The 14,020-nt window shown below is 69.1% G+C and carries 7 protein-coding genes; 3 read left to right on the top strand and 4 right to left on the bottom strand.

What is annotated here, in order from left to right; genetic code table 11:
* Positions 1–17 precede the first annotated feature (17 nt).
* Positions 18–2,645 carry a TonB-dependent receptor gene (locus tag IT182_03075; protein ID MCC6162311.1) on the bottom strand — a complete coding sequence of 876 codons (2,628 nt, stop codon included), beginning with the start codon at positions 2,643–2,645 and terminating at the stop codon, positions 18–20.
* Position 2,646: 1 nt separating this feature from the next.
* The gene (locus IT182_03070) at positions 2,647–3,717 is read right to left on the bottom strand and encodes a hypothetical protein (protein ID MCC6162310.1); all 1,071 of its coding nucleotides are present in this window, start codon (positions 3,715–3,717) and stop codon (positions 2,647–2,649) included.
* A 55-nt stretch (positions 3,718–3,772) separates the two neighbouring features.
* Between IT182_03070 and IT182_03065 the strand changes: the two genes are divergently transcribed.
* Genes IT182_03065 through IT182_03055 form a run of 3 tightly spaced genes read left to right on the top strand, consistent with a single transcriptional unit; the run spans position 3,773 to position 7,114 of the window.
* On the top strand, positions 3,773–5,086 hold the full coding sequence (locus IT182_03065; protein ID MCC6162309.1) for an aminoacetone oxidase family FAD-binding enzyme: 1,314 nt from the start codon (positions 3,773–3,775) through the stop codon (positions 5,084–5,086).
* An 8-nt stretch (positions 5,087–5,094) separates the two neighbouring features.
* Positions 5,095–6,036, top strand: a complete 942-nt coding sequence (locus tag IT182_03060; protein ID MCC6162308.1) for a TraB/GumN family protein — start codon at positions 5,095–5,097, stop codon at positions 6,034–6,036.
* Between the two features lie 28 nt (positions 6,037–6,064).
* Positions 6,065–7,114, top strand: a complete 1,050-nt coding sequence (locus IT182_03055) for a thioredoxin domain-containing protein (protein ID MCC6162307.1) — start codon at positions 6,065–6,067, stop codon at positions 7,112–7,114.
* Positions 7,115–7,149: 35 nt separating this feature from the next.
* Here IT182_03055 and IT182_03050 read toward each other — a convergent pair whose 3' ends face one another.
* The gene (locus IT182_03050; protein MCC6162306.1) at positions 7,150–10,701 is read right to left on the bottom strand and encodes a UvrD-helicase domain-containing protein; all 3,552 of its coding nucleotides are present in this window, start codon (positions 10,699–10,701) and stop codon (positions 7,150–7,152) included.
* On the bottom strand, positions 10,698–14,009 hold the full coding sequence (locus tag IT182_03045) for an exodeoxyribonuclease V subunit gamma (protein ID MCC6162305.1): 3,312 nt from the start codon (positions 14,007–14,009) through the stop codon (positions 10,698–10,700). Before IT182_03045 ends, IT182_03050 begins: the two co-directional genes overlap by 4 nt.
* Positions 14,010–14,020 lie beyond the last annotated feature (11 nt).

The raw sequence follows: 14,020 nt of genomic DNA, 5'->3' as shown, positions 1-14,020 counted from the left end.
GTTCGTCGAGAGATCGGTCAGAACCTGATGCGCATGCCCGTCTCGAACCGGCGGGCCGCCATGGCGGCCGTGGGGACGCCGAAGCGGTTCGACGAGAGCACGGACACGTAGTTGACGTAGTTCACCTGGTTGAACACGTTGAACGCCTGCAGGTAGACCTCGAGCTGCATCGCACGGTCGTTGCCGCCCATCGGACCGAACCCGCCGCCGCCACGACCGCCGCCAGGTCCACCGCCGCCCGGTCCGCCCGCAATCACCACTGGGCCGCCGGTTCCACCGGTTCCACCGCGACGTGCGCCGAAGCCACGCGTCCAGCTGAGACGCAGGTCGGTGTTGCTCTGCCACGGCAGGCGTTCGCTGTTGCGTCCCACGCCTTCGGGCCGTTCGTTGATCACGCCATCCTGGTTGGTATCAAGGCCCGTCGTGATGGTGTACGGACGCCCTGACATCGCCCGATAGTTGATCGTCGCCCGCAGGCCCAGGAACAGGTCCGTGTTGACGAACGCGAAGATTCGATGCCGGATGTCGTCGCCGGCAGGCCCCCACTCGGCTTCGAGGTTGTTGCTGTCCACCGGCAGCGTGAGCGCGCCGTTGGTGTAGTTCTTCCGCTCGCCAATCATGTAGCCGATGTTGCCGAACAGCCGGCGCGGCTGATAGTTGAAGTTCACGTTCAGGTCGAGGCCCTGGCTGTCTGCGGCGCCCGTCGACTCGAGATACGTGATGTTGCCGAGCGTCGGGTCCGGACGCACGCCGTCAACCGGCGCGTTCAGGTTGCGCGATCGGAACTGGTTCCAGCCGTGCTGGTTGAAGTAGTTGGCGCGCAGCCGCAGCCATCCCGTGAGCTGCTGGTCCACGCCCAGGGAGTAGCGGCGCACCGTCGGCATGTCGAGGTCCGGCGCCATCCGCACGATGCTCGCGTTCACCGGCACTGCCGTTCCGCCGTCGTACGGATTCGGGAACCCCGGGTTGCGCACGATCTCGTCGTACTGATGCGTGCCGTCCTGACGCAGCGCGCTCTCGTACACGCTCGTCTCGTACCAGTCGTAGAACAGCCCTGCCCCCGCGCGGATCGTGGTCTTGTTGCTCTTGAACGGCGACCACGTCATGCCCGCGCGCGGCGCGACGTTGAGCTTGTCTGCCACGAGCGACTGCACTTCGTAGCGCGCGCCGAACGACAGCAGGAGGTTCTTGCGGAATCGATAGTCGTCCTGCACGAACAGCCCGAGTTGCGTGTTGCGGTACTCGACGTACGGGTCACCAAGGCGCACCGTGTAGTTGTTGGGCTGATTCGCGTAGTAGGCGTCCATCGACGGGAACGTGAACGTGCCCGCGAAGTTGCGCAGTTCGTCGCCGATGTAGTTGCCCGTCTCGAGCTCGAAGCCCGTGCGCATGCTGTGCTTCTTGCCCACGGGGATATCGAGGTTGTCGGCCACGCGCAGTTCCCAGAACCGCCTGCCGCCCTGCACCTGCGCACCACCATCGGTGAACGCATCCTGCACGCGAACCGTGACAGCGTCGCTGACCGAGGTGGACGAGCTCTCCTGCCACGAATACTGCACGCGGATCTCGTTCAGGTACTTGTTGGCAAACGTCCCCGAGTCGGAGACGCGCAGTCTGTTCGTGAAGCCGTCACGGCTGTAGGCCCTCGAATCGAGGTCGTACTCGCCGATACCCAGGTTCGTCGCGCTGTTGGTGTCGCGGTCGAACGAGAAGCGCAGCGTGTGGGTCTTCGTGAGGACGTGCTCGATGTTGAAGTCGAAGCTGTAACGGTCTGACGGCTGCGTGACGAGTCCGTTGAAGAGGCCCGTGGGCGTCGTGGCGACGCGGTTCTGCACGTCGTACACGTTGTTGCCTCGGACGTTCAGCGAGAAGCCCGTGCGCCCCTTCACGATGGGTCCATCGATCGACCAGCCGTACCTGTACGTCCGACCCTCGCCCTTGGCGTCGGCGAGCGCGTTGCGCGCATCGAGCTGGTTGTCGCGGAACGCGACGTTCATGTTGTTGCGAATCGGGCCGTTGCCCGGACGCGTGACGATGTCCACGCGCGGGAAGCCGGCATCGTGGTTCTCGGCCGCGAACGGATCGAACCTGAAGCGGATCTCGCGGATCTGCGACTTCGGCGGGAGCTGCCCACCCTCGAAGCCGTTGACGCGGATGCGCGCGCCTGGCCCGGCGAGCTGTTCGAGCTGCTGCGCCATCTCGTCGGGATCGTCGGCGAGCGCCTCGATCTGCGACGCGCTCAACGACGTGGAGAACGCTTCGGTCAGGACGCGATCGGTCGTGTCCTGCTCCACGTCCACCTGCTCCACGAAGCCGGCAATCTCCAGGGTCACGTCCTGGCGCGTCGTGCGGCCGGCGCGCACCTGGAGGTCCGACGCCGCGGACGGATCGAAGCCGGGGAACTCGGCAACGACAGCGTAGCGACCGGGCACGAGCGCGGCGAACGTCGCCACGCCCTTCTCGTCGGCGAGCTGTTCGGTCACCGTGCCGTCAGGCCGGGTCAGGGTGACGCTGGCGGCGGCGATGGCCGCGCCCGTCGTGTCGTACACGGTGATGCTCAGCGTGCCGGGACGCTCCTGTGCGGACGCCGTCACGGCACTCCCGGCAACCACGAGGGCCGCCAGGAGAACTCGAAGAAACTTCATCTCAGTTGCTCGCCTTCTTCTGGAACCGATCGGCCTTCACGGCTGTGTTGAGCTTGTACTTCTCGATGGTCCACTCCTCCTGCACCTTGCCCTCGACCTGACGGGTGATCTTGTGGGGCAGCAGCACGCCATCGACCTTGCGGTAGTCGCTGAAGAACACGTTGGCCTCGACCAGCGGCGGCGGAGGCTCGGCCTCGAACTTCTTCCGCATGTCCTCGAAGTACGCGCGGCGCTCCTCGTCGGTCTTGAACTGCGGGGGCGGCGCCATCTGGCGGATGCGGGGCTGCCGCATCATGTAGCTGAGCATCAGCGGACGATGCTCGGCCTGATCCACGAAAAGCCGGGCGCGGAAGTTGTCGGGCCCGGTGATGTCGATGACGTCGGCCACGCCGCTCGGTGCCTCGGCTTCGGCCACGTGCGCGAACGTGAGTTCCGACAGTACCGGCGAGGTCGGCAGGATCCCCAGCAGCGTCCGATACAGGTCCGCCTTGATGCCCACCGACGGGTCCTGCTGACGCGGTCCGCCCATCTCGATGCCCATGCCAGGGCCACCACGTCTGCCCCGGCCACCCGGACCGCCGCCAGGACCGCCTGGACCACCCGGTCCCATGCGCATCATGAACCCGCCGCCCCCCGTGGACTCGCGGAACGCATCGGCACCCTTGATGGTCTGCGTGATCCGCGGCCCGGCCATGCCGTTGGGCAGCGTGATGTCGGTGGCAACCTGGAACGCATCGGGGTTGAGACCCGCGAGCTCGAGACCACCCGTCATCTCGCGCTCACCCATCACGCGGCGGTACTCGCCTTCGGCAGTGAACGACTTGAGGTTGGTGACCTTGTCGCCGCCCATCGCCTTGGCGACCGCGGCAAGCACCGCCTGCGCCTTCTCCGGATCGCCCTTGGTGGCCACGGCCTGCTGCGCCGCGGGGTCGGCTGCCGGCGCCTGTGCCAGCACGCTGCCCGCTCCCATCACGCCCATCAACGCGGCAAGCGCCGCGGTCCGCATCATCGTGTTCTGCATCTGTCTGCCCTGTCCCTTCACGAACGCCCCTTCCCTTGGGCTCGAAACCATTGGACGATCCTCGAGGCCCGGCAGTGGTCAAGTGCCGGTAAAAAGATTGTTAAGGATGAAAAATGCCGCTGTCGCGGTGGTCGGTGCCGGTGCCGCGGGGCTCATGGCGTCCATCGCCGCCGCCCGTCAGTCGCCCGGTATTCGCGTCATCGCGCTCGATGGTGCCGTCCGTCTCGGCGCGAAAATCCTGATTGCCGGCGGCGGGCGCTGCAACGTCACGCATCACGCCGTGAACGAGCGCGACTTCCATGGGTCGTCGCCGGCGGCCATCCGCCGCGTCCTCCGCGCGTTCGACGTCGAAGCCACGCGCACGTTCTTCGAGGCCGAAGGCGTCACGCTCGTCAGGGAATCGACAGGCAAGCTGTTTCCCGCATCGAACCGGGCCAGCGACGTCCTCGACGCGCTCACGGGCGCCGCGCGTCGGGCCGGCGTGGAACTCCGGCATCCGGCTCGCGTGACGGCCGTCAGGAACGATGGGGCTGGTGGCTTCCATGTGGTGACGCGCACGCGCGACGGCGACGACACGCTCGCCGTGCGCACCGTGGTGCTGGCGACGGGGGGCAGGAGCGTGCCGAAGACGGGCTCCGATGGCGCGGGGTATGCGCTGGCCAGGAGCCTCGGCCTGCCGCTGACGCCGCGGACCTTCCCCGCGCTCGTGCCGCTGACGCTGCCAGACGGCCACCCGCTGCGCGCGTTGTCGGGGCTTGCGACGGACGTGCGCCTCACCGTCGTGTCGGGGACGGGCCGGCGCCTCCATACCGTGAGCGGCGCCCTGCTCTGCACGCATCAGGGCATCTCGGGGCCGGCCGTGCTCGACGTCAGCCGCGTGTGGCAGGCCGCGCTCGAGGACGATCCGGACGCAGGGTTGTTGGTGGATTGGGTGGGAGGGATTGAAGGGCCGGGCCAGGACGAAGGACGGAAGGCGAGCACGCCGGAGGATTTCGACAGGCGGCTGCAGGCGCACGGGAATCGACCGGTGAGGCGTGTGTTCGCGCCGGCGCTGCCCGATCGACTGGCTGCGGCGTTGTGCGGGATGGCTGATGTCGATCCCGAGCAGTCGGGCGCGACCCTGACGCGCGAAGCGCGTCGCCGGCTCGTGACCGTGGCCACTGCCAGTCGCCTGCCGATTACCGGCACGCGCGGATTCGAGGTCGCCGAAGTCACGGCAGGCGGCGTCCCCTTGTCGGCCCTTACGGCGAACCTCGAAGCACGGACCCACGCCGGCGTGTTCGTCTGCGGCGAGCTCTGCGACGTGGACGGCCGGATCGGCGGTTTCAACTTCCAATGGTCATGGGCGAGTGGCACGTGTGCCGGACGAGCGGCGGCCAGACTGGCGGTCGAGGCCGCACAGGCACCTGTGTCAGGATGAGAACCTCGATGCGCGGACGACAGACGATGAGTGCGGCGCTGGCGGTGGCGCTCATGGCGCTGCTTGTGTGGGGCGAGAGTCCCGCGGCCAGCACGGCCCCGGTGCGCGCGCCGCTGCTGTGGGACGTCCGCATCGACGGCCAGCAACTCTGGCTCTTCGGCACCATCCACGTCCCTGACGCGCGCGTCCTCGCCCTGCCACCGGCCGTACGCGAGGCGTTCGACGCGTCCGATCGCGTGGTCACCGAAGTGGCGTTCGACACAGTGCAGCAGGCCGAACTCGCAGCCGCGCTCATGCTGCCCGAGGGCCAGCGGCTGCGCACCATCCTCGGCGAGGAACGGTTCGCGCGGCTCGATGCGCGCGTGCGCTCCGCGCTCACGCCCGTGGCCCCGCAGGTCGCCCCGCTGGTCGCCGGCTTGCTCGACCGCCTCAAGCCGTGGGCCGCGCTTGCACAGCTCGCCACGCTCGACTACCTGCCCGACCTGATGGCCGGACGGCTGGCGCTCGACGCCCAGCTCTACGCCGACGCCGTGGCCGCGGGCAAGAAGGCCGGCGGTCTCGAGACCGTGGCGGAGCAGGTAGGCGCCTTCGAGGCCTTCACGCTCGAGGAGCAGACCACGCTCATGGACGACGCGCTGCGCGAAGGCGGCGCGAGCGGTCTTGCCATCCCCGGAGCCACGCTGGTGGAGTGGTACCTTGCCGGAGATGACGAGAAGCTGGCGACGGCGATGAGCCAGGGCGTTGGCGATCCGGCGCTCTCGCGCAAGGTCGAGCAGGAAATCCTGATCAAGCGCAACAGGCGCATGGCCGACCGGATCGACGCGCTGCACACCGCGTCGCCGCATGAGATCATCTTCGTTGCCGTCGGGGCCCTGCACCTGGTCGGCCCCGACAACCTTCCGCAGCTCCTGCAGGCCCGCGGATACGATTCGCGCCGCGCACGGCCCTGACCGTCCGGCACACAGGAAGAAAGCTCGCATGCGTTCCACGTGGATGTTGATGGCGGTGTTCCTGCTCGGCGGCTGTACCGCCGCGCCCTCGTCGGAGGCGCAACCTGCGACCTCACGCACGACCCCCGGCTCACCGACGGTCCTGGCCACCGTCAACGGCACCCCGATCACGGAGGACGACGTCCGCAAGGCGGCCGGCCTCGAGATCTCGCGACTCGAGGAGCAGGTCTACGAGCTGCGCAAGCAACAGGTGGAGGCGCTCATCGAGCGGCGGCTGCTCGAAGCGGAAGCCACACGTCGCGGACAGGCGTTCGAGGTCTTCGAACAGACGGAGATCCGCAGCAAGGTGACGGCCGTCACCGACGCGGAAATCGACGCGTTCATCGAGGCCAACCGCGCGCGCATTCGCGGCGACGTGACGCAGCTTCGCCCGCAGATTCGCGAGTTCCTCCAGGAACAGAAGGTCAGCACCCAGCGCGCGGCCGTCGTGGACGGTCTGCGGACGAGCGCGAAGGTCGAAGTACACCTCACGCCCCCACCCGTCCATCGCGTCGACGTGGACGTCACCGACGCGCCCATCCGCGGCACCGCAACCGCCCCCGTCACCATCGTCGAGTACTCGGACTTCCACTGCCCGTTCTGCCGTCGTGTGCAGCCGACGCTGATGGCGCTGCTCGACAAGTACCCGGGGAAGGTGCGCCTGATCTACAAGCACCTCCCGCTCGATGGCCTTCACCCGCAGGCGCGGCGCGTGTCGGAAGCGTCGTGGTGCGCCGCGCGGCAGGGCAAGTTCTGGGAGTTCCACGACGCGGTGTACGCCGACACGAGCAACGATTCGAGCGAAGCGGCGCTGACCCGCTTCGCGTCGGCCGCCCGCCTCGACGCGCAGGCGTTCGCGGCATGCCTTGCGGGCTCCGAAGCCCGCGTGGCGATCCAGACGGACATCGCTCAGGGTGAGGCGCTGGGCCTCAACAGCACGCCCGGGTTCTTCGTGAACGGACGAGAAATTCGCGGAGCGCAGCCGATCGAGGCGTTCGTCACGTTGATCGACGAAGAACTGCGCGGCGACCGGCCGTGACCTCCGGGTGGGCCGGGCTCGGCGAGCCGGCCCCCTCACACACGCATCAGGACGGCGCGGGCCGGGCGGCCCGTGGCCGTGGCAATCGCGCGCGCGTAGAGACCTACCTGCCGACGGTACACATCGAACGACGCGTCGAGGTCTGCATCGGTCTTGAAGTCCACCACCGTCCAGCCCGTCTCGTCTTCGAACGCCAGGTCGAACTGCCCCTCCACCCACGTCCCATCGTCGAGCCGCAGCGTGACGGCCGACTCGCGGCGGCAGCGTCCGGCGCGGTGCGCGCGAGCAGCGGCGTCGACGAGCGGATGACGCAGCGTGTCGCGGACCACGGCGGCGACGGTGGCGTGATTGACGCCATGCGCACCAAGCACTCGGGCCTTGAACGCGACGGCCGCCCCGATGTCCGCCTCCGACGCATCGAGCGCGACGATGGCGAGCACTTCGTGAACGAGGGCGCCGAACAGGCGTCCGCCGCTGCGAGGGGCCGTCGATCCCACTGACACGACGTCGACGTCCACGTCGGACGGCTCGCTCTCTTTCGCTGCCTGCGTCACGCGTGCGACGCGCATCGACGGCTGCCGGCCGTGTTCGAGCCGACGCTCGTGCAATTGCGTCCAGTAGTCCACCGCCTCGAGCCCCTCCCGAACGCGCTCGTCCGGAGCGGCCTTGTCGATGAGCGTGCGCTGCCGCTCACCGAAGGCCATCACCGCGTCGAGGTGCAGACGCGACGGATCCCACCAGGTGACGTCGAAGGTGGCGCCTGGCTCGCCGAGCGTGTAGCGGCCTGGCCTGATGGGCGTGGCGTGCGCCGCGATGGGATCGTCGGATCGTTCGAGCGCGGTGTCGCGCCCGAACGGCGGACAGCCGATCGCGTCCTGCGGCGCCGGCCAGGGCATGTCGGGATAGATCGCGCGATTCATCACGTCGATCCACTTCTCGCCCTGTCGCGGATTCGGGTACGGTTGGTCGCCCACGCCGGGGATCACCAGCAGGTCGCGCGCGCGCGTCGCCGCGACGTACGCAAGCCTGTGCCCTTCGGCGCGATCGCGCGCCACTTCCACGTCGCGCAATTCCACGAGTTCGATGGGCGTGCAGCCCGCGATGGTCTGCACGCACGCTCCACGCGACGGCACGAGTGCGCGCGTGGGTCGATCGGACGCCAGCCGGCACGTGATATCGGCCAGGATCACGACGGGGAATTCGAGGCCCTTGGCCTTGTGCACCGTCATCACCCGCACGCCGTCGCTGCCCTCTTCGAGGATCGGCGTCTCGGCCGCCTCGGTATACGACCTGTCGAGCAACTGCTGCACGAAGCCGCGGAACGACGCGCCTTCCCTCGCTTCATACTGCCGCGCGAGCTCGACCACGTGCAGCACGTTCGCCAGCGCCTGTTCTCCTCCCGGTCTCAGCGCGAGTCCTGCCTGCGCCCGCGTCGCGCGCAGCAGCGTCTGCAGCGTGTCCTGCACGGGAACGCGATTGCGCTCGCGGTTCAGCGATCGCAGCAGTCGCAGGGCATCATCGATGCCCTCCGTCGAACGAGCAGAGTCTCCTCCCGTCGCAGGGGCCACGCATGCGTCGCCCCTACCGGACTCGGACGGATCGGAATCAGAAGGCAGAGCGGTCGCCGGGGCCATCGGGTCGAGGCGACCGTGATGCGCGTCGCGATAGGCGAGCAGTTCGTGGTCGGGGAACGCGAAGAAGCCGCCGCGCAACGTCGCGTACACCGACAACTCATCATCCGGCCACTCGATCGCGCAGAGCGCCGCCTGCAGCGCGTCCACCTCTTCGCGTTCGTGGAAGCTGCGGCCGCCCACGAGCAGGTGCGGCACCTGCCGCGACTCCAGCGCCTCGACGTACGGACGCGTGACGTCGACGCCCCAACTCGTGAAGCGGCGGAAGAGGATCGCGATGTGCCGCGCCTGAATCGGTACGCGCCGCTCTCCACCGCCCGGTGCGCGTTCGGACACCGTCCAACCGCTCTCCTGGATCAGCCACTCGATGAACGCGCCCGTCGCGTCAGGCAGTGATGCCTCGATCGCGTCGTGACTGATGTACTTCGAGCCATACGGTCGCGGCACCGGCAGCGCCACGAGAGCCGGCTGCCCGACGGCATCATCGCGAACGGGTTCGAGCGCCACGTAGTCGGCCTGCGAGGCGTCGACACCTCCCTGCATCACCTGCGCGAACACGTGATTCACGGCTCGCTGCAGCGCCGGCACGCTGCGGAAGCACGTGCGCAACTGACATGCGTGCCCGCCCGTGGCCAGCAACTGCGTCTTCACGCGCCAGTACGTATCGACATCTGCGCGGCGGAAGCGGTAGATCGCCTGCTTCGGGTCGCCGACGATGAAGAGCTTGCCGGGGACGGGCGTGACACGCGTCCAGTCGGACTGGCCGACATCGTCTGCCGCGAGCAGCAGGAGGATCTCGGCCTGGATCGGGTCGGTGTCCTGGAACTCGTCGACGAACAAGCGGCGGTGGCGCTGCTGGAAATCGACGCGCACGCCGGCGTTGTCGCGCAGCAGGTCGCGGGCGCGCGTCAGCAGGTCCGTGAAGTCGAGCGCGCCGCGCGCCTGCTTGGCTGCTTCGTATCGCAGCAGGCACGGCTGCAGCTCACGCTGGAGACACGCCGCCAGGTCGGCACCGAGCGCCATCGTCGTCTCCTGGAGGAGCACCTTCAACTGCGCGTGAGCCGCCTTCACGTCGGCGCGCGGCATGCCCTCGGCGAACGTGCTGCCGAACCCCGTTCGACAACGCGTGAACGCCTTGTCGCGCAGCAGCGGATCGAGCAGCGCCTCGATGGCATCGAGCGCATCCTCGCCGGGTGGCCCCTCGGGAATCGACGCGGCGTGCCGTCGACTGAATCGACGAATGGGTGCGGTGTCGATGCGGAAGTTGTCGCCTCTGGGGCCCTTCTCGGTGACGGCCGCGAATGCGTGAATCGCGTCGAGCGCCGAGACGATGAGCGCGCGGCGATCTATCGGATCGCGCCGCCACGCGGCGTCGAAGTCCCGCCACTCGGCGAGCGCGTGCGCGGCCTTTCGCAGGGCCGCTCGCGGACCGGCTTCGCCCTCCTCGTCGCGGTGCGCACGGCGGAGCACGCGCCGCACGCCTTCGGTCGGCGCTTCGAGGTTCTCGCGCAACCACTCGTCGACCACGGCATCGAGCAGCTGCACCGCCACGGGCTCCAGCAGGACTTCGAAGCGCGGATCGACGTCTGCCTCGACGGGCCGCTCGCGAAGGAGATCGGCGCAGAATCCGTGGATGGTGCTGACGTGCGCGTCCTCCAGGTGCGCAAGCGCGTCTTCGAGGCGTGTGCGCGCATCGCCCTCGCGGCGCTCGCGTGCCAGTTCGATCTCCTCACGCAGGCGCAGCTTCAATTCGCCCGCGGCTTTCTCGGTGAACGTCACGGCCACGATCTCGCCGATGCGCGCGCGGCCTTCCGCGAGCGTGTTCACCATGCGCGCCACGAGCTCCGTTGTCTTGCCGGTGCCCGCAGCCGCTTCGACGACGAGCGTCGTGTCGAGGTCGTTGCGAATACGCTGCCGATCGGGATCGTCGACGAGCGTGCGTCGATCGCGCGTCACTTCATTCTCCGCAGGAGTCGCAGCTCCGTCAGCGCGCGCGCGTCCTTGCGTGCGGGCACGCCCTGCGCCCCGGGGCCGCAGACCGTCGCGAAGTCGCACCACGTACACGCCTCGTCGGCCGGTGCCGCAGGCAGCCGGCCGTCCTGGATGGCGTGATCGATGATGGCCAGCACCTCGAGCCCCTGCTGGCGCGTCTGCTCACCCACGACACCGGCAACCGCCCACGGATGGTCCTCGAACCCGCCGTCTTCGGTGCAGTAGTAGAGACGGGATGCCACAACGTGTCCGCCGAACGCGGCTTCGACAGCCATCGCGTAGAGGATCGGCTGCAGCGTGCGACCACCGTTGACCACAGCGGAATCCGGTAGCCGATGCCGCCCCGTCTTGTAGTCGGTGATGCGCCACTCCGCGTCGCCGCCGCGTTCGAGCAGGTCGACCACGCCGTGCAGGCGAGTGCCGTCGGGCAGGATCACGTCCTCGCGATGGCTGGCCTCGTCGCGACCGAATCCACCGCTGAACCCGACGCCAATCTCCACGCGCGCGGGTGTCCATCGCGCACCGTCTGCCGGCAGGCGGCGAATCCACTCGTGGATGTCGCGCCGAATTGCCGCAACGGCGTCTTCCCACACGCGCACGATCGGTGGACTGAGGCGATCCTGATACTCGCCGGCGATGCGCGTGACGAACCGATCGGCAACGGCCTGCGCCTCCATCACATGCGCGTCGGGAAGCGGCGCCCAGTCACGCGCGATCAGCTCGCGCATGATCTCGGCCAGCATCTCGTGCACCATCGAGCCGCGCGTGAGTGGATCGAGCGTGACGAGCGGCGCAGCCTCTTCACGCGGCTGCAGCCGCAGGATCGTCGACAGATAGAACTGATACGGACATGACGCGAAGCGCTGCAACGCAGACGCCGAGTACGCGCGCGCCTGCAGCCGATGCGCCGCGAGCGCCTCGGGCGCCGCGACGAGTCCGTCGTGCGGCGACCACGCGCGCGCGAGTCGCTGATGTCGCGCGAGCAGCGATCGGCGCAGCGCCGGATTCAGCTCGAAGAGGTAGCGGGCGCGTCCGGCGATGTCGGTGCCCGGCCCGTGCAGATAGCGCTGGAGCATGCTGAGGTCATGCTCGGCCGCGTCGATGGCCGATGTGGGATCCTGCGGCGCGGGCCACGACAACCGCGCACCACTCCGCTGTTGCGCTTCACGCATCAGCGACTCGTAGCCCGGCACGCGCCCCGTGACGGCACGTTGCACGTCGATGGCGTAGAACGACGGCACACGCGGACGGGCCTGCGCTGTCTCCATCGACGCGTACGACACGACCAGCGCGCGGGCCGCTGCTCCCGCCGCCAGACGCAGCTGAAGACGTTCCGCTGCCACGCGCGCATCGTCTGTCGGCAGGTCGGGCGACACCTGCGCGCGCTCGCGATCGAGCAGCAGGGGATCCTGGCGGCTGCGCTGCGGGAACACACGCTCGGACAGGCCGAGTACGCACACGACATCGAACGTCCGGCCGCGTACCTGATCGGGTGTGCCGACGAAGAGACTGCCGTACCTGGGCGCAGGCGGCGGCACGGCAAGCTGCGTCAGGCGGTCGCGCAACACGTCCCGCACCTCGTCGAGGCTCACGTCGGCGACACCGGCGAGCGGCTGGAGCTCTGCGAGCACCGCCAGCACGCGATCGGGCCGCGCAACGACGCGGGGCGCGAGCGCGGACAACCGCGCGATCCAGCCGCCCCAGTCGTCCACGTCCGGCCATGCGGCCATCTCGCCCATCACCGAGCCGGCAAACGCGAGCAGTTCGTCCGTCCACGCCACTTGTCGCATGAGCGACGCGTGGCGCGACGAACTCGGATCGTCCTTCAACGCGGCATCGGCGCGCACCTTCAGCTGCTCGCGATGGCCCTCCAACCGACGACGCCAGCGATCGGCACCGCCGATCACCTGCGCATCGTTCAGGATGGCTTCCCAACGCCAAGGTGAGAGACGACGCCGCGCACCCATCTCTGGCGCGTCGAGCGGCTCGACAGCGTCGATCTCCGGCGCTCCGGCCATCTCGCGCATGCCCAAGGTCTCCGTCTCGTCAGGCACGGGCTCTGTCGGCGCCCTTGTCACCACTGGTACCTGCCCGAGCGACAGGTATTCCGCGAAACGACGCGCCGACAGATCCTCGGACGCGCACGCGAGCACCGCGAGCATCGCGCGTCCCGCCGGATCGGGGCGACGAGTGCCACGTCCGAAGACGGCGGGGATGTCCGCGCGACGCAGGGCCGTTTCGAGATGACTCGCGTAGAGCTCCGGTGCGCGCATGACCACCGCCATGCGGTCGAACGGCGTCCCCTGCTCCGCGTGCGCGAGAACCATGCGTACGGCCTCGACGCACTCGCGCCCTTCCCCCGGTGCGGACAGGAAGTCGACCGAGGCGTCACCAGCGCGCTCCACACTCGCGGGATCCGACGGCTCGAACAGACCGAGATGGACGCGCCGCAGGGCGTCCGGCGTGTCCCTGTGGTCGGCAGGCTGCACCGCATCGCGCACGTCCGGCAGATCCGCCAGCAGTCGCGCGAGCCACGTGTCGCCATCGGGTCCAGCGATGCACGCGGCGGAACTGCGCGCGACGAGCGCCGACGCCAGCGCCACGTCGAGACGACTCGCCAGCCCGATGTCGACGAGCGCGAGCGGGATGTCGAGATCGGGAGCGTCTCCGCGATGCACCGCCGCGGCGGCGCGCGTCAGCACGCCTGCCCTGTCCGCGTGTCCCAGCTCCGCCAGCGCGTCCTCGATCGCGGCGAGCAGCCACGCGAGATCCTTCCCCCTCGCCGTCCCGTCGTCGAGGCTGGCGGGAACGAGCGCGGCCAGGCGCGCGTCGCTCATCGTCTTGGCGAGCGCCGCGATGAAGCCCGGATGGCGGCTGGCCCGATCGAAGTGCGCGAGCGCGTCACGTTCGCATGCGCGCCCGACGACGCGGGCGACGATCGCGTCGAAGCCGAGAGAAGAGACGGGCGTGAGGCCGCTCGCGATGAGGGACGGCGTGGCCAGACGCACGGTGTAGCCGACCCACCCTGCCCGCTCGACGCCGATCGTGGCGGGCTCACCGGCCAGCACGTGACGCACCACGTCGTGCGCCTGCTCGTGCGTGGGGGCGAGCACGCGGCAGCCGGTGCCGAGATGCGCGAGCACATGGCGCCGTACCGCGGCCAGGCGCACATGACTCGCACCGTGTATGGCCGTCAGGACAGGGCGGCCCCCGGCGACAGCGGGCTCCTCTGCCGGGACCTTGTCGTCCCACGGCAGATGCAGCGTGGACATCGCGCCCGCAT

The sequence above is a fragment of the Acidobacteriota bacterium genome, assembly GCA_020845575.1.
Taxonomy (GTDB): Bacteria; Acidobacteriota; Vicinamibacteria; order Vicinamibacterales; family Vicinamibacteraceae; genus Luteitalea.
This window is presented reverse-complemented; position numbering and strand designations above follow the sequence as displayed.

Excerpts from the sequence above, each read along its gene's own strand:
- IT182_03075 (MCC6162311.1), bottom strand. The coding sequence starts at position 2,645 with ATGAAGTTTCTTCGAGTTCTCCTGGCGGCCCTCGTGGTTGCCGGGAGT.
- IT182_03065 (MCC6162309.1), top strand. The coding sequence starts at position 3,773 with ATGAAAAATGCCGCTGTCGCGGTGGTCGGTGCCGGTGCCGCGGGGCTC.
- IT182_03055 (MCC6162307.1), top strand. The coding sequence starts at position 6,065 with ATGCGTTCCACGTGGATGTTGATGGCGGTGTTCCTGCTCGGCGGCTGT.
- IT182_03070 (MCC6162310.1), bottom strand. The coding sequence starts at position 3,717 with ATGGTTTCGAGCCCAAGGGAAGGGGCGTTCGTGAAGGGACAGGGCAGA.
- IT182_03045 (MCC6162305.1), bottom strand. The coding sequence starts at position 14,009 with ATGTCCACGCTGCATCTGCCGTGGGACGACAAGGTCCCGGCAGAGGAG.
- IT182_03060 (MCC6162308.1), top strand. The coding sequence starts at position 5,095 with ATGCGCGGACGACAGACGATGAGTGCGGCGCTGGCGGTGGCGCTCATG.